The 22,219-nt window shown below is 57.6% G+C and carries 19 protein-coding genes; 5 read left to right on the top strand and 14 right to left on the bottom strand.

Annotation, left to right across the window (positions count from 1 at the left end; all coding sequences use genetic code 11):
• Positions 1 to 22: 22 nt before the first annotated feature.
• Positions 23 to 799, bottom strand: a complete 777-nt coding sequence (locus VJ956_RS10735; RefSeq protein ID WP_324084691.1) for a hypothetical protein — start codon at positions 797 to 799, stop codon at positions 23 to 25.
• A 493-nt stretch (positions 800 to 1,292) separates the two neighbouring features.
• On the opposite strand from VJ956_RS10735, the gene VJ956_RS10730 reads away from it, so the two are divergent.
• Positions 1,293 to 1,712, top strand: coding sequence for a universal stress protein (locus VJ956_RS10730; protein ID WP_324084690.1), 420 nt, complete (start codon positions 1,293 to 1,295; stop codon positions 1,710 to 1,712).
• 17 nt (positions 1,713 to 1,729) lie between these two features.
• Here VJ956_RS10730 and ald read toward each other — a convergent pair whose 3' ends face one another.
• The 7 genes from ald to VJ956_RS10695 all read right to left on the bottom strand — a co-directional run bounded on the left by ald (position 1,730) and on the right by VJ956_RS10695 (position 12,862).
• Positions 1,730 to 2,854, bottom strand: coding sequence for an alanine dehydrogenase (ald, locus tag VJ956_RS10725; protein ID WP_324084689.1), 1,125 nt, complete (start codon positions 2,852 to 2,854; stop codon positions 1,730 to 1,732).
• Between the two features lie 90 nt (positions 2,855 to 2,944).
• Positions 2,945 to 4,561: a diguanylate cyclase gene (locus VJ956_RS10720; protein WP_324084687.1), complete on the bottom strand. Its 1,617-nt coding sequence runs from the start codon at positions 4,559 to 4,561 to the stop codon at positions 2,945 to 2,947.
• 2 nt (positions 4,562 to 4,563) lie between these two features.
• Positions 4,564 to 7,059, bottom strand: coding sequence for an EAL domain-containing protein (locus tag VJ956_RS10715; RefSeq protein ID WP_324084685.1), 2,496 nt, complete (start codon positions 7,057 to 7,059; stop codon positions 4,564 to 4,566).
• 358 nt (positions 7,060 to 7,417) lie between these two features.
• Positions 7,418 to 8,317: a serine O-acetyltransferase EpsC gene (gene epsC, locus VJ956_RS10710; RefSeq protein ID WP_414674430.1), complete on the bottom strand. Its 900-nt coding sequence runs from the start codon at positions 8,315 to 8,317 to the stop codon at positions 7,418 to 7,420.
• A 33-nt stretch (positions 8,318 to 8,350) separates the two neighbouring features.
• A complete protein-coding gene (locus VJ956_RS10705) occupies positions 8,351 to 9,028 on the bottom strand; it encodes a hypothetical protein (protein ID WP_324084683.1) in 678 nt (225 codons plus the stop codon).
• 65 nt (positions 9,029 to 9,093) lie between these two features.
• Positions 9,094 to 10,803, bottom strand: a complete 1,710-nt coding sequence (locus VJ956_RS10700) for an acetolactate synthase large subunit (RefSeq protein WP_324084681.1) — start codon at positions 10,801 to 10,803, stop codon at positions 9,094 to 9,096.
• 22 nt (positions 10,804 to 10,825) lie between these two features.
• Entirely contained in the window at positions 10,826 to 12,862 is a 2,037-nt protein-coding gene (locus VJ956_RS10695; RefSeq protein WP_324084680.1) for a hypothetical protein, read from the bottom strand.
• 380 nt (positions 12,863 to 13,242) lie between these two features.
• Here VJ956_RS10695 and VJ956_RS10690 point away from each other — a divergent pair, with 380 nt between their 5' ends.
• Positions 13,243 to 14,217, top strand: coding sequence for a calcium/sodium antiporter (locus VJ956_RS10690; RefSeq protein WP_324084678.1), 975 nt, complete (start codon positions 13,243 to 13,245; stop codon positions 14,215 to 14,217).
• 11 nt (positions 14,218 to 14,228) lie between these two features.
• Here the strand turns inward: VJ956_RS10690 and msrB are convergent, their stop codons facing one another.
• Entirely contained in the window at positions 14,229 to 14,657 is a 429-nt protein-coding gene (msrB, locus tag VJ956_RS10685; RefSeq protein WP_324084676.1) for a peptide-methionine (R)-S-oxide reductase MsrB, read from the bottom strand.
• A 9-nt stretch (positions 14,658 to 14,666) separates the two neighbouring features.
• On the bottom strand, positions 14,667 to 15,311 hold the full coding sequence (gene msrA / locus VJ956_RS10680; protein WP_324084674.1) for a peptide-methionine (S)-S-oxide reductase MsrA: 645 nt from the start codon (positions 15,309 to 15,311) through the stop codon (positions 14,667 to 14,669).
• Between the two features lie 206 nt (positions 15,312 to 15,517).
• On the opposite strand from msrA, the gene VJ956_RS10675 reads away from it, so the two are divergent.
• Positions 15,518 to 16,492, top strand: a complete 975-nt coding sequence (locus tag VJ956_RS10675) for a metallophosphoesterase (RefSeq protein ID WP_324084672.1) — start codon at positions 15,518 to 15,520, stop codon at positions 16,490 to 16,492.
• A 10-nt stretch (positions 16,493 to 16,502) separates the two neighbouring features.
• Here the strand turns inward: VJ956_RS10675 and VJ956_RS10670 are convergent, their stop codons facing one another.
• Genes VJ956_RS10670 through VJ956_RS10660 form a run of 3 tightly spaced genes read right to left on the bottom strand, consistent with a single transcriptional unit; the run spans position 16,503 to position 19,781 of the window.
• Positions 16,503 to 16,952 (bottom strand): CDP-archaeol synthase, encoded by a 450-nt coding sequence (locus VJ956_RS10670; protein ID WP_324084670.1) that lies wholly within the window; start codon positions 16,950 to 16,952, stop codon positions 16,503 to 16,505.
• A 26-nt stretch (positions 16,953 to 16,978) separates the two neighbouring features.
• Complete coding sequence (locus VJ956_RS10665) at positions 16,979 to 18,355, bottom strand: class II fumarate hydratase (protein WP_324084667.1); 1,377 nt, start codon at positions 18,353 to 18,355, stop codon at positions 16,979 to 16,981.
• A gap of 22 nt (positions 18,356 to 18,377) precedes the next feature.
• Positions 18,378 to 19,781, bottom strand: coding sequence for a WS/DGAT domain-containing protein (locus VJ956_RS10660; protein WP_324084665.1), 1,404 nt, complete (start codon positions 19,779 to 19,781; stop codon positions 18,378 to 18,380).
• Positions 19,782 to 20,079: 298 nt separating this feature from the next.
• Here VJ956_RS10660 and VJ956_RS10655 point away from each other — a divergent pair, with 298 nt between their 5' ends.
• Both VJ956_RS10655 and VJ956_RS10650 read left to right on the top strand, forming a co-directional pair.
• Complete coding sequence (locus tag VJ956_RS10655) at positions 20,080 to 21,003, top strand: alpha/beta hydrolase (protein WP_324084663.1); 924 nt, start codon at positions 20,080 to 20,082, stop codon at positions 21,001 to 21,003.
• Between the two features lie 70 nt (positions 21,004 to 21,073).
• Positions 21,074 to 21,826 (top strand): FFLEELY motif protein, encoded by a 753-nt coding sequence (locus VJ956_RS10650; RefSeq protein ID WP_324084661.1) that lies wholly within the window; start codon positions 21,074 to 21,076, stop codon positions 21,824 to 21,826.
• A 261-nt stretch (positions 21,827 to 22,087) separates the two neighbouring features.
• Here VJ956_RS10650 and VJ956_RS10645 read toward each other — a convergent pair whose 3' ends face one another.
• Positions 22,088 to 22,207: a polyhydroxyalkanoic acid system family protein gene (locus VJ956_RS10645; RefSeq protein WP_414674432.1), complete on the bottom strand. Its 120-nt coding sequence runs from the start codon at positions 22,205 to 22,207 to the stop codon at positions 22,088 to 22,090.
• Positions 22,208 to 22,219 lie beyond the last annotated feature (12 nt).

Below are 22,219 nucleotides of genomic sequence, written 5' to 3'. Positions count from 1 at the left end.
CAACCCCGGATACCAACCACATTCAGAACCCGTACCTCACGCCTACCAGCCCATAGTGCAGCCAGGCGAAGGTATACACGCTGCTGTTGTCAGCTCCACCTTCCAGTGTTCTATATCCGGCCCGCAGACTAAGATCCTCATTCAGGTGATAGTTAAGGCTCAGGCTGGCGTCGATGGCCCGGCCCTGGGGAGCGCCAAGGCCTTCCAGGTCGAATTCGGTGGACCATTCGGGAGTCCAGAAACGGGTCGCTTCAAAAGCCAGCAAAGGTACGACGCCCAAGTCGGGATCGTCAGCGAAGCGGCCATCCTGTTGCAGACGGATATTGGCATCGCGGATCAGTACCGAGCCACCGATGCGCAGGCGCCAGCGATCAGTCTCACGCCAGGTGTAACGATAGCCGACCCTGTAGGTATTGAACTGGTAGCTAGCCCGAACGGGGGTACCAGCGACGAAGGTTTCCCCGGCAAAATTGACGTCGCTTTGAAAAGTTCCGGTACCGTTGACCCGCACAGGTGCATAGAGTGCTGTTACGGAGTGTCGCTCGTCCCAGTGATGACTGAACTTCAGCCGCAGATAGGGCTCGGGGCCGTCACCTGTCAGGTCGAGCAGGTCAAAGCGATCGGCCTGACCGGTATTGGGGATCTGAACATCGATGCGGGTGAAACCAAGGGCACCGGTTTCTATGTCCAGCGTCGAGTCACCCAGAGCAGCGTTCGGGAAGGCAAACAGCCAAACGGCTGCCCCGCAACGCAGGATGGGTATGGTCGTCTCAATCCGGCTCCGAACGCTATAATTCATAGCTAATTTCCCGATTTCGTCTTGAATCCATCAGCGTAGAGGCAGCGGCCTGAATGTCATACCCTGCTATAGATGATACTCTCACCATGCCTCACCAGACCATGAACCGGATTTTATCAGAAATAATCTGGACCTCTGGCATCAGGATAACAGGAGAAGAAATTGCTAGAGCCGATTTGGTGAGCACGCCCATTATTTCCGTTTCAGGCAAAGCATTGCCGCAATAACCCTTGTACACCACCTACTTGCGGGTAACAGCGTCATACAAATATGATTAACCTTTAGATTTTATAAGCCTATAAAGGTTATTAGAATGACGCCGTGTCCACCAACCAAAGATCGAAAGCCGCCCGAGGGCGGCTTTTTATGTCAGCTTCGTCCGTAATTTTCAGCGTGGACAACGCTGCAATCACTGGACATACCCGCGCCATCTGCCACGCTGGAAATAGAGAAGTCATTGACTCAACCCTGAATGGTCAGAAGGAGAACGACTATGTACCGGAAGATTCTTGTTCCTGTCGACATGGGGCACCTGGACAAGCTTTCCCGGGCTCTGGATACCGCAGCCGATATTGGCAGGCACTACAGTGCTGATATCTGTTACGTCACTGTGACCAACAGTGCTCCCTCTGAAGCAGCCCATAACCCGAAGGAACTTGCCGACAAGCTGGCAGATTTCGCCAGGGAGCAGGGCCAAAAGCACAACCTCAGCACAGAAAGCAGAGTGATGCCGACAGCGGATACGGCCGTCGAGCTGGATGACCGTTTGCTGGATGCGATCAGGGACACAGGCTCGGATCTCGTTGTCATGGCCTCCCATGCGCCCGGGATCGGGGACAAACTGCACATTCTGCATTCCAATGGCGCAAACATCGTCAAGCACAGTGATGTATCGGTTTTTGTAGTTCGTTGATAACCTGGCTTTTTTCATTACCCGGGTTCAGCGATGAACTCGTCGGGCCGGTGAAATTCATGTCCCAGCACATCGGCAACCGCTTTACAGGTCACCTTTCCCTGGCAGACATTCAGTCCGGCGCGCAGATGAGCGTCATCCCGCATGGCCTGCTTATAGCCTTTGCTGGCCAGCGCTATTACATACGGCAGGGTGGCATTGGTTAATGCGAAAGTGGAAGTGCGGGCAACCCCGCCCGGCATGTTTGCCACGCAATAATGGACAATTCCATCGATTTCGTAGGTCGGGTCCTGATGGGTAGTGGGGTGCGAGGTTTCGAAACAGCCGCCCTGATCGATGGCGACATCCACCAGAATCGCTCCCGGTTGCATCAGTTTCAGCATATCGCGGGTAATCAGCTTGGGTGCAGCAGCACCGGGAATGAGCACTGCGCCGACTACCAGGTCTGCATCCTTGAGATGGTTTTCTATGGCATCGGTGGTCGAGTAGAGTGTTTTCAGGTTCGGGCCATAGAGGCTGTCCAGCTCTCTCAGTCGCGGCAGGGAACGATCGAGAATGGTGACATCCGCCCCCAGACCTAGCGCCATGCGCGCGGCATTCACGCCGACCACACCACCGCCGATAACCAGTACCTTTGCGGGTGCAACGCCGGGCACGCCTCCCAGCAAGGTGCCATTACCACCCTGGGCCTTCTCCAGCACATGGGCGCCGGCCTGAATGGCCATGCGGCCGGCAACCTCGCTCATGGGGGCCAGCAGCGGCAGCCCACCATGCGAATCGGTAATGGTTTCGTAAGCGATGGCAACGGCTTTTGATTCCATGAGTAATTGCGTCTGCCGCGGATCCGGCGCCAGATGCAGGTAGGTAAACAGTATCTGCCCCTCGCGCAACATCCTGCATTCCTGGGGCTGGGGTTCCTTTACCTTGACGATCATTTCGGCCTTTTGAAAGATCTCTTCTGCAGCATCCACGACAGTCGCGCCTGCCTCTTCATATTGATCGTCAGTCAGGCTGATGGCCGCGCCCCCGCCCCTTTGAACCAGGACCTGATGGCCGGCTTCAACCAGTTCACGGACACCGGCCGGGGTCATGCCGATGCGATATTCATGGTTCTTGATTTCCTTGGGTACTCCGATAAGCATTTTATTCTCCTGTTCGGACGGAGCAATTCAGGTTGACGCTGTGAAGCACCAGCGAACATCGCGCCACGGATAGAGAAGGTCCTCAGGCACTCAAAACACCCCGGCCGGGGCATCGGGAGATACTGTGTCGCTATGCCATTTTTCCACACGGTTTCGCCCGTTTTCCTTGGCCCGTAGAAGTGCTGCGTCGGCACGTCTCAGCGCCTTATGGGGAGACTCGTCAAGATCAACCTCAGCTATGCCCATGCTGATTGTTATATTTCCAACCACGGGAAATGGGAGATCCCGCACTCGGGAGCGCATATCGTTGGCAAGACGAAAAGCCCCTTCCTGAGCAGTTTGAGGAAGCAACATGACAAACTCCTCGCCGCCCCATCTCGCCAGCCGGTCCGTTTGGCGCAAGCGGGAAGCCAACTCCCGGGACAGCCGCCGCAATACAACGTCACCTTCACCATGGCCGTAAAGATCGTTGACCTGTTTGAAATGGTCGATATCCATAATAACCAGTGAATAGGGGTGATGGTAACGGACTGCTTCGTTATGAGTTGCCTGCAGTGCTTGCTCGAAGCGGCGCCGATTCCATAACCCGGTGAGCGGATCGTGGTTGGCTTCATGTTCGAGCTTCAACAGATTGCTTTTCTGATCAGTAATATCCCAATACTGCCAGAGGTGACCCAGATAGAGATTTTCATGGAAAACGGGAACATAGGTTCGCTCGACGGTGCGCCCGTTTACCATCTCGAGTTCGTCCGCAATTGTCTTGCGGGCCTCAAGGGCGGCTTCGATTCCAACAATGAAGGCCTCTGGGTCCCGGAACAGACTTTTGCTCTGTTCCGCAGCTTCAGCGCAATCCGCGCCTTCGAGGTCCTCTGGTGAAGCAGCAATGCCGAATAACTCGCAGAAGGTCTTGTTGGTAAGGACTATTCCGCGATTCTCATCCTCCACGACAATGCCACCGCGTAGATTTCTGAGAAGCGCAGCGAGCCTCTCACGGGCATTTATCTGCGCAGATTCACTATCAACCCGGTCGGAAATGTCGGTTTCACTGGCCAGGACAACCCGCTCAGCAGTGACTGGATCGACAGTGCGCTTCAAATCGACCCGGTGCCACCGCTCTCCGGATGTGGTGAGCACCAGCGCTTCAAGCGAGTAGCTTTCGCTTCCACCGGCTAGCCACTGAAGCGCCTTGTCACGATCACTCTGGCGCGTGAAGGACTCCGCCAGATACATGCAGTCGGGACAGCTGGCCCGTGCTGCAGGATTCTGGGTCACAAGCTGCCCATGGCGATCAAAAATAGAGATCAGTGTCGATACATGCCGCAGTGCTTCTTGCCAACGCAGTGCCTGGGTGTCCTGCTCTTCAACGGGGTGAGCTTCAACCAGCATCGCCAGCCTCTGTTCCGTCTGGTAGCCGGAGCAAAAGCAGCGCAGGGTCTGGGGGATACCTTTCGGGTAGAAAGTCCAGGACTCTACCACCGTTTCGTTCCGTCGAAAGAGAGCCAGATAGTCGTTCAGGCGGATGCGCGCAGAACTCGAAATCTCAGAACGGAAATCTCTGGCGCACAGATCCGCCAGGTCCCTGGCGCCCCAGAGCGCAACACCAGCAGCATTTGCCCACATCATCCCGAGATTCTCGATATCAAAAATCCATATCGCGGTCTGAAGTCGGTCAGCTACTGCTGTGGGGAACTGACTGGTACTACTCATTGTTACGGCCCATTCGAAATGTTTGGCAAGTTCTCAACGATGCTATCCGAGATTCGGACGGGTTTCGAGGCAGACAGGTTATTCGCGGTCGGCCGGGCTTGTGACTCCGAATCCACGCGGCTGAATCTCTGTAGCAGTTCTTCGAACGGACACGGTCGATGTATGCCATAGCCCTGCACCCCGTTGATTCCCAGGCTCGCCACACAGTCCCGGATCGCATCGGTTTCAACAAACTCCGCCACTGTGCTCTTGTTCATCAGAGAGTTGATTTCGCAAATGGACTTCACGATGGCCTGATGAACCGGATTATCCAGCACATCGCGCACAAAGACTCCATCAATCTTGACGATATCGACGGGCAGGCTGGTGAGGTACTCGAACGACGACAGGCCGCTGCCGAAGTCGTCCAGTGCGAACACGCAGCCTCGCTGGCCAATTCTCTGAAAAAAATCCCGCGAATCAGCGAGATTGGTAATGGTAGCGGTCTCGGTGATCTCGAAACAGAGCTTGCCCGGGTCGACAGGAGATTGGTCCAGTGTCTGCTCCAGAAAGGTCAGAAAATCCTCCCGCCCGATGGACTGCCCCGACAGATTGATATGGCAATAGGCCCAGTACGAAAGTTGTTGTGGATGCCTTGACAGCGTCTCCAGAGTTGCCCGAACCACCCAGCGGTCGATGTCTGCTGCGATATGGAACCGCTCGGCAGCCGGGAGAAACGCTCCTGGCAACACCAGGTTTCCCTGCGAATCCAGCATCCTCACGAGCACCTCGAAGCTCGGCAGTTTATCCGCAGAAATGGACTGTACTTCCTGCGCATACAGGACCATGCGATCAGACTCGAGCGCGGCGCGGATTTGTGACAGGGCTGCCATTTGTGAATGGCGCGATTGCAGATCATGGTCTTCCGGAGAATGGCGAAAGACCCTGTTCCGACCATAATCCTTGGCCATGAAACAGGCGGTGTCTGCCGCCTTCAGCAATTCCCTGGCATCGGTAGTGGTACCGTCAATCGGAACCCAGCCAATGCTCGCACCGAGTCGCAGCTCGATGCCTTCCAGCCGGAACACATAACTTTCAATTATCCTGCGCAGCTTTTCCGTGACTTCGCCAGCCACCGTTTCCTCACAGTCGCGCAGGATGACACCGAACTCGTCACCACCAAGACGCGCAAGTATGTCGGAGCGCCTGAGTTCACTTCGCAACAGCCTGGAAACTTCCTGAAGTGCTTCATCTCCAGCAAGGTGGCCCGCGGTATCGTTCAAAACCTTGAACTGATCCAGATCTATAAAACACAGGGCATGGTGGCTTCCCTGAAGCCGTGCATCCTGAACCGAAACCCGGAGCTGTTCTTCGAACTCGTAGCGATTAATGGTTCCGGTAAGAGCATCGTGGCGCGCCTGGTATTGCAGCCTGTTCATCAGATCTCTCGACTCAGTGATGTCGAGAACCTCGAGGATCAGATGCTGCTTGCCCTTCCATGAGGCATCTATCTTTGAAACAGAAAGCCTGCACCAGAGAGCCTTTCCATCGCGGCTGCGGAATTTGTACTCTTCGCTGGGCCTGTCTTCGCGGTCTTTGAGCAGGCTCGGGAGGCCAGAAAGATCCTGATCTGAATCCAAAAGTTTTGAAAGCGGCTGCCCGACCAGCTCTGCGGGCGTGTACCCCAGAAGATCGCAAAGAGAATAATTAATGGCGGTCAGTTTGCCGTCGGCGCTCATCTGTGCCATCCCCATGCCGGCCTGCTCAAAGGTGTCACGGAATTTCCGCTCTGATTCAGAAATCCGGCGGGTCGCCCAGCGAAAAACAACACTGACAAGCAGGGATAACGCCGCGATAACAGCAACCGAAGCGGCTTTAAGCGTAAGATTGATGGATCGCGATCCTTGGCCCAGCGCGGCAGAGAACCCGTCCTGAAGGGGGCGCACTTTCCCTGCTATCCGATTGACTTCAGCACGCAGATCATCCATCGCCCGGGCGTCCGCAGGACCGGCTCTGGAATAAGCCTCCATTTCATTCGCGATGGCTCCGAGTCGCAGGATATAGGGATCAGACTCGCGCCAATAATCAACTGCCTCACTCAGATTAGGGTATTGTCTGAAATACAGGAAAAGCCACACCATCCTGGGGGCATCATCCGGATGCGCCTGCCCCTTGATGAAATAACCAATCGCAGCTTCCCTGGCCGGCGGTTGTTGCTCCATCGCCCTTCGCGCTCGCAGGTCAGCGAGGGGAACCTCCAGCATTTCACTGGCTTGAGCCAGTTCGCTCGGTTCGCCGGTGCTCGCGAACCGGTCCAGGCGGTACACAGCCTCTTTTTGCGCCTTGGACCACAGGCTTTCAGCGGTAACGTAGGCACGGACCGCTGCCTGAATCTCCAGCGTCAGAGCTGTCAGCCCGGCACCAATGCAAGCTAGAAAAATAACCGACAGATAGACGCCAGCAATGATCTTCCGGAATGGGCGTGGGGCCGCTTCAGTTTGCCCAGTGGATTCCGGCATTGATTCTCGCTCAGGCCGCGACGGGAGACGATTGATTTGCATTCGGCTCCTCTCGAATACGTTGAATAGATATTGTTAACAGGGTCACATTACCCGACACGAGGTTCGTCTGCGTCCGCAAAGTGTAGAGCTTTGTGAGCTGATGTCAGAAGATGGTAACAGTCTGTTGTTCCGGAAATGCTGCCCTGCCATGCTCAACCGACACTATCAGCAGGCAATCTCGAAGCAATTGAACCAATTCAATAAGTTGACCAGAGCGCGAGGTGCACAACATCCACCATGAAGCCTGCTTCAAAGATCTTCTCAAACCCGAGTAAAGACCGGTGCATTACCCGCCCTGGTCGGATCGGGCTGACATTCAGCGCTGCTGCAGGGATGCCTGGGAGATCTGGCTTTCCGGAGGCACGCTTCGGGTGAGCCAGACATTGCCGCCAATGACTGACGAGCGTCCGATGGTGATCCGGCCCAGGATGGTGGCACCCGCATAGATCACCACATCGTCTTCCACGATGGGGTGGCGGGGTTCGCCCTTGGTCAGGGAACCGGACTCGTCCTCGGTAAACCTGACGGCGCCCAGGGTCACGTTCTGATAGAGCCGCACCCGATCACCAAGGATGGCCGTCTCGCCAATGACCACGCCGGTACCATGATCAATAAAAAAGGAGCGGCCAATAGTCGCGCCGGGGTGAATATCAATGCCGGTGGCAGAGTGGGCCTTTTCGGCGATAATTCGGGCAATAATCGGCAGACCCGACACATACACTTCGTGGGCGAGACGATGATGAATCAGCGCGTGGACTCCGGGGTAAGAAATCAGAACCTCGTCGACACAGGTCGCAGCAGGGTCACCCTGATAGGCGGCAAGTACATCGTCATCAAGCTTTCGCCTCAGCGCAGGGAGCTGGTTGATCAGGCCAATGACAAGATCGCTGGCCTGCAATTTCAAGGACTCCGGAGTCCGCTGTCTGCGGCAGGTATACTCCAGTTCAAGGCCAGCCTGGTCAGTCAGTTCAAGTTCAACCTCACCGAGTTTATCGGCAACGAACTGATTCTCCCGTTCTTTGGTCAGATCCGGGGGGCCCAGGCGCATGGGAAACAGGGTGGCGCAAAGTGAATCGACCACCCGGTAAATGGCCTGGTGGGAGGGCAGCTCGCGACTGCCAAGATCCAGCTCCCGCCCCTGGCGTTGACGCCAGTTATGTCGCTCCCGGCGAAGCTCATTTGTGACCCGTTCGATATGATTGTTGTCAGGCTCCAATGCGCTTCTCCTGATATCCGGATTTCCAGAAGTTCAGATCGCCGCCTGCTCCAGCGGTTCGGTCTCGGGCTCCTGCCGTTCCTGACGTCTTTTCTCGGCTTCTTCCAGAGATTTTTCTATCCGCTGTCTCAGATCCTCCAGCGACCGTCCAAAGCTCTCCAGTACTTCGTCCGCCTTTTTCCCGGTCTCATCCGAATAATTTTCAAACTCTTCGGCCAGTTGGTCCATACGTTCGGAAATCTGCTCGCGGGAGCGACCGACAATGCCATCAAACTGCTCACGTAGCTTGCTGATCTCGTTCTTCAGGTCGCTCAGTGGAGCAGGCTCGGTGACCGCTTCGTAAGTGCGCTGGTAATCCACCAGCCACTGATCATCAATCCTGACAAGGTAGGTGGTAATCTCATGGCGGTCACCTTCCGCTGCACTCTTTTCACCGACACCCGCAGGCAGATAAGTCACAATCGTCGCCTGGTCGGCCTCGATAACCACGCGGCCAAAATCAGGCAGAATATTGAGCCAGTCCCGGTCAAGCCCCTCCAGTGCACTGGTATCGGTCAGCGTGGAAAGCTCCACGGCGTCTTTGCTATTGCCCTGGGCCATGGCCTGCCAGAATTCCGTGGCAACCTGTTGCGGGGTTTCGGGTCTGGTGCATCCGGCGAACATCACTGACAGGGTTGCCATGGCCACCAGGATAAGCCGTCTGTATGTCATCTGAGTGCCTTTCATTTATTCAGTAATTCCGATATCGGTATTTTCAGCGGGCGCCAGGCCCGGCGTCAGAACTTACAGGTAAGATTCAGCAATTCTTCATCAAACACCCGGTGATTTTCGCCGTAATCCACCGGCACCTCAACCAGGTGAAAACCACCGGCGGACAGGGCCGAGTCCAGGGTTGGTTTCAGGTCCTCGGTCCGCGACACATGATGCCCGACTGCGCCGTGGGCTTCGGCGTATTTCACGAAATCCGGATTGCCATAATCCAGCCCGAAGTCCTTGAAGCCTTGCTGGCCCTGCTTCCACTTGATCATGCCGTAGGCATTATCATTGACGATCAGCACCACAAGGTTCAGTTTCAGCCGCACCGCGGTTTCCACCTCCTGACTGTTCATCATGAACCCGCCATCACCACACACGCACATGACTTTCAGGTCCGGGTAGAGCATGGCCGCCATCATCGCGCTGGGAAGCCCCGCCCCCATGGACGCAAGCGCATTATCCAGCAGCACCGTGTTGTTGTCGTAAGCGGGGTAGTTGCGGGCAAACCAGATCTTGTACATGCCGTTATCGAGGGCAATAATGCCATTCTCAGGCATGACCTTCCGCACGTCGCTGACAATACGCTGGGGGATCACCGGGAAGCGGCTGTCGTCGGCCTTCTGTGCCAGGTGCTCATCGACCGAAGCCTTGACGGCCATGAACTGGCTGAAATCGTGTGTTGGACATTCCCGACAGAGGTCAGCCAGGTATTCCACACTGTTGGCAATATCTCCCACCACTTCATGCTGTGGGAAATAGACCGGATCCACATCGGCACCGGAAAAATTCACGTGGATGACCTTTTTACCACCGGGTTTCATGAAGAACGGCGGTTTTTCCACCACATCGTGACCAACGTTGATCACCAGGTCGGCATAATCTATCGCGCAGTGGACAAAATCACCGGTGGACAGGGCCGCGTTACCGAGGTAAAGCGGATGGCGCTCATCGACCACACCCTTTCCCATCTGGGTGGTGAAAAACGGAATCCCGGTGGCATCGACAAAATGTATCAGCGCCTGGGATACCCTTTTCCGGTTGGCACCGGCGCCGATCATGATCAGCGGGTGCTTCGCCTGACCGATCATTTCACAGGCGATTTCAAGGCTTTTCGTGCTGGCTGTCGGTCTGCGGGCGTCGCTGGACTGAAAGACGTGGGTGTCGACATTGGCCATCTCCGCAGCAATGTCTTCCGGCAGTTCCAGATGAACGGCGCCCGGGCGCTCCTCGGAGGCCAGGCGGAATGCCTCCCTGACTTTCGCGGGAATGGTGTTGGCATTGCTGATCTGGCGGGTGTATTTGGTGAGCGGTCGCATCAGGTCAACCACGTCCAGAATCTGGAACCGGCCCTGCTTGGAAGATTTGATCGGTTTCTGCCCGGTTATCATCATCATCGGCATGCCGCCCAACTGGGCGTAGGCGGCGGCTGTCACCAGATTGGTGGCTCCAGGGCCCAGGGTAGACAGGCAGACGCCTACCCGCCCGGTCAGGCGCCCGTAGGTGGCCGCCATGAACCCTGCTGCCTGCTCATGGCGATTCAGAACCAGCTGGATGCGGGATTTTCTGAGGGCTTCCAGCAGGTCAAGGTTCTCTTCCCCTGGCACTGCGAAGATATAGCGGACATCCTCGCTCTCCAACGCCCGGACAAATAACTCGGCACCGGTCTCGGCGCCCCCGAGATTGCTGGTATCGTCTTCGTTTGCCTGCTGACTGCTCGAATCTGAAGACATCCTGCCCCCGCTATCTCATGGTTTACCCGCAGACGGTTCCGCCATCGGGCGGCCCGGCCTGAAGCGAATCTGCGGGCAGCCTGTCACGTCCCCAGCTCTGATATACCCGATCAATGACCCGTGCGAGCTCTTCGTTCGCCACTTCCGCAGATTCGTTACGCTCCAGTGGGTCATAATGGAAAATATACAGGCGGGACGCAAACTGTTCGAATGGCAGTGAGGCCTCGCCAAAACGCTCGCCCTTGCTGGCAGTACTTACCTCTACATCGCCCCCCCAGTGCTGCCCGCTGTCGTTATTGGGGTTGTAGAAATACACCCGCATTACCCGGTCCGGATCACGGGTGACACGGAGGATGGTAATGGCATGCCAGCCGATAAATCGCGCGGCGCTGTCGGTAACTGCCACCCCCGCAGGCTGTGGGTGCACCAGTGGCTGATTTCCGTTGTATACCGGATGATAGCTGGCATAGAAGTGCCTGAGAAAATCGCCGAGATCCCTCAGCTTGCCGGTAGCAACATCAACGTTGATACGGAATCCGCGGCCCGCAGCCCAGCCATGAAATTCCGGATTCACCCACCGGTGGGGGTCACCCTCCCGGCCGATGCACAGCCGCCCCATCTCGGCATAGATCCGGTCCAGATGGGGCACAACCACCAGCGACACCGGATCAAGGTCAATGGTCACTTCGGACGCAACGCCACCACGGCTGCTTTCCGATGACACCGGAGTGCCTTCGAAGTGCATGATTATTTCGTTATCCCGGGCCGCCCAGGTAACCATCTGTAGCAGGTAATCCGGGTCGTTATAGGCCCACATCGACAGCGCCCTGGCGGACTGACAGGTAGGGTTGTCGCCCTGGCCGACGCCCAGAGGCTGGCCCAGCATGTTCAGCACCCCCTGAATCAGCCAGGCCTGGGGCCGGGGATGAAAGCCGTAAGCCAGCTCAAGCCGGTATTGCGCCTGCGGGCACAGCGTCATCGAAGTCTGTCGCCATAGCGCTGGCTCCAGCGGTGGCTGATACATGACCCCCCGCTCCAGCAGCAATGAAAGACCATACAGGCCCTGGGCAGTCTCGGGGAAAATACCCTCACGGATCAGGGTCAGAACCAGATCCCGGTAATGCAGCAGGCAGTCTCTGCCGGTCATGGACAGCCCCAGAGCTTCGGCAATCAGCGAATCCTGGTTTTCCAGAACGTACCGCAAGAAGGCGGCGTGGTAAGGCGAAACCAGCCCGGTATCGTGCATGGAGCGGGCAAAGCCGGTCGCTTCACCCTGCAGGGCCGTGGCATCCATATGGCTCAGGCGTTCCAGGTAAGCTTCCACGCCCGGGTCTTCGCGACAGGCCTGGGTAGGGCCGTAGAGGCTTGAAATCAGGCGATCAGCACCCTGCCCTGCACTGCCCAGATCCATATTCGGGTCGGCACGACAGAGGGAAATCTGGGTTATCATCAGGCGCACATTGTTGACCTGAATCGGTCGCTGCTGAAGTATGCGCCAGATCTCGGCAATCAGGTCATCGATCACATGCTCGTAACCGATCCTGGCTGCTATATGCTGCAGTACGGAACGGCTGATCCGCGCGAGCGCGCCCTGTTCCCGTTCGGCCTCGCTGCTGCCCCCGAACAGTAGTTGCATGTTAATGGCAAGCACCTGGGTCAGGTAATGGTGCGCCTGCTCCGCCGACATGGACTCATGGAGGTACTCACCCATCGCCACGGCAAGCAGGCGAAGCTCGCTCATCACCTCGACAAGTACCGTGTCGGTTTCGGCGCTCTGCAGGGAGTAGGGAGTAAGCTGGGCCCGCAGAGTTGTCGGCTCCGCCCAGTCTGACCCCAGAAACACGCCAGATTTTTCCAGCCGTTCTGCGCGGTCCTGAATGGCCTGGCAGCCGCCGGGCTGAAGCAGAACCTGGCGCACGGTATCGAACACCGGGAAGAGCTTGCCGATCTTGGCGTCGGACCCGCTGTCGTGGAGATCCGTAATTGCCTGGTCCAGGTGCCGGACCATGCTGTCGAAATCGATTTCAGCTGCCGGATTTCCAGCGCAGGAACTGTTCAAACGGTTTCCTCAGGGCCTGGATCAGGCCCGCTGTTGTATGCGATCGCTACGGAGTTATAGATCCGGCACCCTGTAATACTAAGCTGAATGAAAGTAGGCGGACACGTCTGTTCAGGACCGTATGCAGCAGGGATGCTGCATCCGAGCCTACATGGATGTATCCACGGCGTGTCCTGAACAGACGTGTCCGCCTACTTTCCTACTCATTAGTATATTAGACCAGTTCGGAGTGTGGCGTCAGTGGCAGCATGAAGATCGTCCCGCCCGGGGCATTGTGAGCCAGCGAACCAGGCAGATCTGCAAACGCTGGTCGAGCGCAACCCAACTGTTTAGAATGCGCTGGCTCATAACCAATCAGGTGACCAACTTAAAGGTTTACTATGCTACTGGCCAGTTTCGCGATTCTGTTCGGCCTTATTCTGCTGGTCTGGAGCGCCGACCGCTTTATTGAGGGTGCCGCTGCCACTGCAAAACACCTCGGTATGCCATCGCTGCTTATCGGCATGGTGATCATTGGCTTCGGCACCTCAGCGCCGGAACTTGCGGTTTCAGCCATGGCGGCGCTCGATGGCAACCCGGGGCTGGCGCTTGGCAACGGCTACGGCTCCAACATTACCAACATTGCAGTGATCGTGGGTATCACAGCCCTGATCGCGCCGATCGCCGTGCATTCCCAGGTACTTCGCAAAGAATTGCCCATTCTGCTGGTACTGACGTTCATCGCCGGTTATCAATTGCTTGACGGCGAACTGACCCGTCTGGACGGCTGGGTATTGCTGACCGTGTTTTTTGCCGTGATGGGATGGTCCATCTTTCAGGGCATACGCGGGAAAAGCGATCCGCTCGCGGGCAACGTTGATGCTGAAATCATCGACCACCCGATGCCTCTGAACAGGGCCATCATATGGCTGGTCGTCGGCCTGATCCTGCTTCTGGTCAGTTCACGGATGCTGGTCTGGGGCGCCGTGTTCATTGCCCAGAGCCTTGGCATCAGCGATCTCGTGATCGGGCTGACCGTGGTCGCCATTGGCACCTCATTGCCTGAACTGGCTTCGGCCCTTGCTGCCGTCAAGAAAAACGAACACGACCTTATCCTTGGCAACATTATCGGGTCCGGCATCTTCAACACCGTGGCAGTTGTGGGTCTGGCGGCAACCATCCATCCCCTCACAGTCGAGCCGGATGTGCTTTACCGGGACTGGACCCTGATGACCGCTCTTACTTTCGGCCTGATGCTGATGGGTTTCGGGCTGACCGGCAAACCGAGAATGATCAGCCGTCCCGATGGCCTGATCCTCTGTCTGGTTTACGTGGCCTATGCCGCTTTCCTGATCGGGACGGTTGTTGGCAACTGATCAAACCGGCGTTATTCGCCGGTTTCCCGAAACTCCATCGCGACAGAGTTGAGGCAGTAGCGTTTTCCCGTCGGCGGTGGGCCATCCGGAAACACATGGCCGAGATGGCTGTCGCAGCGTGGGCAGCGGACTTCAACCCGCGCCATTCCGAGGCTGTTATCCTCGATATAACGGATGTGTTCCTTGTCGACAGGCTGGAAGAAACTGGGCCATCCGGTGCCGGATTCAAACTTTGATTCTGAGCTGAAAAGTGGCAGCCCACACAAACGGCAGTCGTAAACTCCGGTCTTCTTGTTATCCAGCAAAGTGCCGCAGAATGGCCGCTCGGTGCCGTGATCCAGCAGTACCCGCCGTTCCTCCTGCGAAAGGTGAGCTGCCTTTTCTTCAATCTGTTCGGGTGTCAATGGGGTCAGGTCGTACCCGGCCGCAGATGTAGTCATGATTTTTCCTCAGGCGTTGCCTTCATCGGTGTATTCGGTCTTCAGGCTTTCCGGAAAACTGTTTGCCAGCTTTTCCATTTTTGGCGCCGCCACTGCCATCACATAGGGCTGATAAGGGTTTTTGGCCGCGAAATTCTGGTGATAGGATTCCGCGGCGTAAAACCTGTCCAGAGGTTCGAGCGTTGTTACCACCGGCTCGCTGTAGGTACCGGACTGATTGAGCAGGTGAATGTAGGCCTCGGCCACCCGTTTCTGTTCCTCGGTTTCATAGAACACCACCGAACGGTACTGGGTGCCACGATCATTCCCCTGCCGATTGAGCTGAGTCGGGTCATGGGCCACGGAAAAGAATATTTTCAGCAGATTGCCAAAGCTGACCCTGGCAGGATCATAGTGCACATCCACTACCTCGGCATGACCCGTCTGACCGGAGCAGACTGCTTCGTAATTGGCCGTTTCCGGGCGGCCACCGGCGTATCCGGACACCACATCAGTGACCCCGTCAACTGCCAGAAACACCGCTTCGACACACCAGAAACAGCCACCGCCCAACACCAGCCTCTGCGCTCCCGAGACATCGGTCAGATCTGTTTCCGGATCAGGAAACCGGCTTCTGGGTACGTTCATGCCGGGTATGTTACAGGATGTTGTCATTTCCACCTCTGATATCGGTTCATTGACGACGGGGACGACGGGCCAGCAGGGATCATCCTTAACTGTCTGTCTGTGAGCCTTATTCTGGCGTTCAGTTCCCTATTTTGCCACCTGACGGGACATCGGGTTGTTGCAACACTTTTCCCCGAGCATACTGGGCCGTTTAAGATGCCAGCGATTGCCTGCTCATATTCACAGGAGCCGAGATGACTGCAAGTGCAATGCCCCCCGAACAGCCTGACGACCCGCTGGAATACCGGCTGAGCCTGCGGCTGGGCCCGACTCATGCCCGTCAGCGCCTTAAAATCGAACAGAACACCGAGGCCAATGTGTTCGGGCGCGACAGGAAGTCCTTCCACATTGAAAACCTGGCATCTGCCCCCGGGTTCATCCGGACCTGCCTGAAACTGGCCGGGCTTTTTCACCGCGGGCAGGAAAACGCCCGCCGGCCAAATCTGATCCACAATGAATTCCGGATTGATTCACTTCCGCAGTCCTTCGAGGGCTACCGGATCCTGCACCTGACCGATCTGCATGTGGATATGGACAACGCCAATCTGGAGGCGGTGATTGCAAAGATCAAGCCGCTTGAATATGACCTTTGCGTGATGACCGGCGATTACCGGAGCCTCACCTGGGGGCCGATTGACGACGCCATGGCCGGTCTCGGCCGATTACGCCAGGCCATCAAGGGCCAGACCTATGCGGTACTGGGCAACCACGACAGTGTCCGTATGGTACCCGGTCTTGAAGACATGGGCTTCAAGTTGCTGATGAATGAACACGTCCCGTTGCAGCGGGGCGACGACACCATTTACCTGGCCGGTGTGGACGACGCGCACTTCTACAAGGTGCACAACCTCCATCAGGCCGCCGACGGCATTCCTGCCGGCAGCCTGAGCCTGCTGCTGAGCCATACGCCGGAGATCTGGCGCGAAGCTTCCTATGCCGGCTTTGACCTGTTCCTGTGCGGACACACCCACGGTGGCCAGATATGCCTGCCCGGCGGCATTCCGCTAACCCTGGAAGGCGATTGTCCACGGGCGCTGGGAAGGGGTCACTGGCAGGTAAATGGCATGCAGGGGTACACCTCGGCAGGATCAGGCACGTCGGTGGTCAATGTCCGCCTGAACTGTCCGCCGGAAGTCACCCTGCACACTCTGACTCGCGGTCCGGCCTGACATCAACAGATCAATGCGGCTGTCCGCGGATACCCAGTCGATGCAGCAACGGCGACAGCAGAATATTCACCACGACAAACAGCCCGGTCACAAGCACCACGTGCAACCAGCCCAGGGGCAGCCAGGCGGCGGCCAGCAACATCGGCAACAGTGCCTCTGGGATCTGATCCAGGCCAAGCGCCCTGGCACTGTCCTCCAGCCCCATGCGGCGCTTGATGAAACTGCTGGTAGCGTCACCCACCAGGGCCAGCAGGCCGAACAGACAGCCAAACAGCAGCCCGAAACCGGCCAATGACGAAACCAGGCCACTGGCAAGTGCGCCGCTGATCAGGCCGCGCCAGGTTTTGTTCCTGCCCAGAATCGGCCGGCTATCGCCCAGCAGCCTGCCGCCATCAATAGGCCGGTCCCAGTGCCGCCCGAACACCAGGGCAACCAGAACTGGCGTGCCGTTGGCCAGCACCAGCAGGATGAAAAGCGTCAGCCCGGTCAGGCAACACCACCTTTGGTGAGCTTGAGCGGGTCCATCAGGCCTTCAAGTCTTGCCCGGTCGAGACCGCTGCGCTCTTCCGCCACGTCGATCACGGGGCGGCCGGATGCGTACGCCTCTTTGGCGATATCGGAGGCCAGGGCATAACCGATTTCCGGATTCAGAGCCGTCACCAGAACCGGGTTTTTGCCAACGGCGGCATTGAGGGTATCGGCATTGACGGTAAAATCACGGATGGCCTTGTCGGCAAGGACCCTCATGGCATTACCCATCAGTTCGATCATGTCCAGCAGGTTCGCACCCACCAAAGGCAGCATCACATTGAGCTGAAAATTACCTGACTGGCCGGCAATCGCGTTGGTGCTGTCGAGACCCATGACCTGGGCGCTGGCCATGGCCACCGATTCCGGTATCACCGGATTCACCTTTCCCGGCATGATGCTGCTGCCGGGCTGCAGGGCGGGCAGGCTGATTTCCGCCAGGCCGTGGATCGGCCCGCTGTTCATCCAGCGCAGGTCGTTGGCAATCTTGGTCAGCACCACGGCCAGCCCCCTGAGCTGGGAAGACAGATTGACCGGGGCATCAATCGCGCTCTGGCCGACAAATTTGTGCTCCAGTGAGCGAAACCCGTAACCGGTGCGGTCTTTGAGGAATTTTACGAATTGCCCGGTAAATTCCTCCGGCGCATTCACTCCGGTGCCCACCGCCGTGCCACCCTGGGGCACTGGCAGTAAATCGCCTGCTGCCGTATCAAGGCGTTTTCTCATGGCCAGCAACTGTTCCCGCCAGGTCCGCAGTTCCTGGCCCAGAGTGACCGGCATGGCGTCCATCAGATGGGTCCGGCCGGTTTTGACCTGCTCGCCGAACTGCCCCTCACGCTCGTAAATAACACCGCAAAGATGGGTAAGAGCAGGAAGCAGTCGTTCCTGGACGCCTGCGATGGCGCTGACGTGGATGGCCGAAGGGATCACGTCATTGGAACTCTGGCTCATATTGACATGATCGTTGGGATGTACCTCAGCCCCGGTCTGGTTTGCCAGTGCCGAAATCACCTCATTGACGTTCATATTGGTACTGGTGCCGGATCCGGTCTGATACCGGTCCACCGGAAACTGGTCAGCAAATTCGCCCGCAATGATCCGGTCCCCGGCCTCAACAATCGCATCCCGGCGCAGAGTATCCAGCAAGCCGAGACTGGTGTTGGCATCGGCCGCGGCCTGTTTGATCTGCACCACGGCGGCAATAAACGCTGCAGGCATCGGCAGGCCGCTGACGGGAAAATTATCCACGGCCCGCTGGGTCTGGGCGCCCCAGTGTGCGTCTTTCGGAACATGAACCTCACCCAGGCTATCCTTTTCGGTCCGGAAATCTGTCATGGCGTTCTCCTTGTGAAACGGTTTAATGGGGGAAAGCATCAAGTTCCTGCAGGCAGTCAGCCAGGAACCGGTCGGGCAGGGACATCACTGCCTCATCCGCCACAATGCCAAATTGCACCTGTCCGGCATAGCTCACCACACTGACACCCAGGCCGATATCGCCGGCCTGTGGCACCCAGAACATCTGCCCGGTGATACGACAGCCAGCCAGGTAGCGGGTTTCGCGGGTGCCACGGACGTTGGAAACGACGGCGCTGGCCTTGCGGTAGAACAGATCGGCCAGGGGTTGCCGCCAGCTCTCCGGAATCATTGATGCTGCACTGGTCAGGCCCCATGAAATCCCGGGCTGCCAGCTCTTTTTCAGCCTGCGGGTTTCGTGCTTGATGCGGAACAGGCGCTCGAGGGCGCTTTCGCCGTCCACCGGCAACGGCACAAAAACAGTACCAAAATAGTTCCCCAGGGTCCCGACGCCGGGTTTGATTTCCTCCGGCAGCCGGCTGCGGATATCGATGGGGACAGCTGCGTGCAACACGGCCTCGTCAATCGACGCAGCGTCAGACTCCGGAGACCCGGCCTGAAGCTGATTGCGCACTGCTGCGGCGACGCAACTTAGCAGTACATCGTTGATTTTGACGCCGGTAACAGCCGCGATCCGTTGCAACCGTGCCAGCTCCACCGGCGGCGACCAGCGGCACTGCCGCCGGCCCAGCAAGGCCCGCTTGAGCGAAGATGGGGTATCCTCCGGCTCCACCATGAACTGGCTCAATTCATTGACAAGCTTCACGCTGTTCCAGGCACCCTGCTCTATGGCATTGCGGGAAGCTGTGGCCCCATTGCCCGGTATATTACCGGCCCCGGCCCGGTCCTGCTCTTCCGCCGTGACCAGTTCGTTCAGCCAGGCACCGGCGGCGCGCTTCCAGCGGGCCAGATCTCCAGTTTCGGCGGCGCCATAGAGCGCAGGCGGCTGCCGCGGTGACGGCGGGCAAAGCTGTTCGAACACGCCCATCAGAGACAGGCCGTCGGCGTAACAGTGGTGAATCCTGAGCAACAGTGCCGCGCCGCCCTCGGCACCCGGCACCAACCAGAACTTCCACCGTGGACGGTAATCCGGCAGCGGCTGATTCAGGCGGGCAGATACCCAGGCCTGTAAAGCCGTCTCATCAAAATGACCGGGCACCACTTCCAGGTGATGATTGATTGAGAATACCGGGTCCGTCTCCCACCACCAGCCCGGGGCACGGCGAACCGGCATGTAACGGAAGCGCTCCCAGGCCAGCCAGTAGATCTGGAGAAACTCCCGGAACCGGTCCTCGGTAAGCCCCTCAACCCGCAGCATGACCGTGATGGTCATGGGGTTCTCCGGGCGCTCCAGAGCAAGCCAGGATGAGTCCAGAGGCAACAGGAGGTGCGATTCCGTTTCACTCAAACCTGCTTATCCCCGACCAGGTGCGGCAAATGAACGACGCAATGAATAATAGAAGAACACAATCCGCCATTGTGCCAGACCTGCCCGAAAGGCTCCATCTACCCGCTCTTGCGTCATTGTTACAAAACGTTACGCGAAAGCCGCCCTGCCTTCATATAATGTAGATTAGAGCCATTGGCGGTGAGGGGTTGTATAATAATCGGCAGGCGCCGATAAACAGAGGGCGAGAACAGCTTCACAGTATTACCAGCATAGACATTCATCAGGACAACAGGTCAGACGGTGCTGGAGGAAAGCCATGAAAGCGAGCCATGTTCGTAAACTGATAAAGCCGATCGAAAGTGCCTATTCCGAGATGTTCTCGGGACGGGTCTACCGTGTGGGTTCTGCCGCCGTGTCAGTGCGCAACCACAGCAGCGATGCCGAGCAGACCGTTATTGCGGTTCATGGTTTTCTGGAAAATCACTGCTATTTCACCCAGGCCTACGACGCCCCCACAACCGAACTCATTCTGCTGACCTGCAGCAACTATCACATTCCGGTAAACGGAGTGACCCCCGAATCCCCGGACTGGGGCGCCCCCATCAAGCACCTGGAAGGCACGATTGAATACGATGCCTGCGTGCTCAATCTGGCTCTGGCCAACCTGCCCAGCACTGACAACATTCGTATTCATGGCCATTCCCGCGGCGGGGCGGTCATTCTCGAGGCTGCCCGGCAATGGCCGGATCTCTATGACAACGTGGACGTAGTGCTGGAAGCGCCAGTGCTGCCTCAGGGCAGATTGTCTGCGCTGGTCACGGCCGTACTGGAACCTGTCAGCCACGGCATGTGGCCATGGATAATACGGCTGATCAACAGCGCCCCTTCATCGGCCTACGGCCAGACCTTCTTTGGCAAGATGAACCCCCGCAAGAAGCTGCTGCTGTCGAAGCTGTTCTCTGCCACCCGGGACCATCTGACCATCGTCAGAAACATCGAAAACCTGATGGCCTGGATGGCACGGACCGACACTTCGGCCTATGAAAACGTCCGCTTCGGCACCTTCCTGATTCCGGCAGTCGACCGGATTCTGGACCGCGAGGCCATGCTCAAAAGTGCCCGACAGAGCCCCACCACCATGCGAATCGTGGAAACCAACGCGCCCAGCCATTTCATTACACTGGACAGCAAAGAGTGGGTTCCGGGCTTTGAAACCATGCCCCTGGCCGCCCACAACTAGAACAGCTGCATAAACGGACGGCCTTCGTTACACTGGCGAGCTGTTTCAGAGCCGTCCTGGTGAACCCTTAATGTATCGTGATCGCCTGGTTACCACCCCCGTCACAGCTCCTGGCGCTCGCCGCCTGCAGCAGGTACTGCTGGCCTACCACGATTTCCGGCAATACCGGTCCGGGCATGAACTGCTGCCTGCCACCCATGCGCTTGCCCTCTGGCAGGCCGAGCGGCTGAAAACCACCCATCACGACCTTTACAGTCACCCGGGTTATCACACTGGCCTGGAGTTTCTGCTGACTGACCTGTACGCGCCCGTCGGGGGGTCCCGCAGGGATGACAATGTCGACCGGGTATTCCCGAAGATGGTGAAGTGGCTGCCCGAAAAACAGCTCGACACCTTTGCCGGCCTGATGGAGCTCAACCTGCTCACCCAGCGCCTGGATCTGGAACTTGTGGAAATCCTGGCAGCCAGCGGTGGACCTTGCCTGACCGGACTCAATGAAACCGCTTACTGTGAAGCAATGCGGGCGAGCAACCGGATCGCCGAGCGGACCCGACAGATCAATCTGGTGGCCGAGACAGGACGGCAACTGGACCACTACGTGCACAACCGCACTCTGGGCTGGCTGCTATCCATCGGCCGCAGGCCTGCAGAAATGGCTGACCTGACCGATCTGCACCGCTTTCTGCAGCGGGGATATACCGCTTTCAGGCGTATGGACGACGTCGAACTGCTGATCGATCGGCTGGTTGCCCGGGAAAGCCGGGTCCTGGAAAATATTCTGAACCACAGACCCGCGCCCTTCCAGGTGCCGGACACGCTGTAGTGTCCCGTCTGGCTAATTCGTTAACCTACTGAGCCACTGAGGAGTTTGAGAGCAAGGCGCGATGGCGAAGGTTTGGTGGTTCCAAATCGAGTCAGCGCAACGCGGCTATCAAACTCCTCAGTGGCTCCCGAAGGGCGCGACGCTGAGGCATCTGGCCGGTGTTGCCAGCCCTTGATGTAGAACCACTACACCTGCGGACTGACGCCTTGGCCAGAGGCCTCAGCGTCACGCAGTAGGTTAACGAATTAGCCAGACGGGACACTAACCACCGGTAATCTGATCCAGCTGGCTATGGATTTCCTTCTCAATCCGGGATTTGAACCCCCTGAGTATCAGCCCCAACTCCAGATGCACATGCAGTTCCTGCTCTGAAATTTCCAGCTTGCCCTTTAC

The organism is Marinobacter sp. (assembly GCF_035268745.1).
Lineage (GTDB): Bacteria > Pseudomonadota > Gammaproteobacteria > Pseudomonadales > Oleiphilaceae > Marinobacter.
This window is presented reverse-complemented; position numbering and strand designations above follow the sequence as displayed.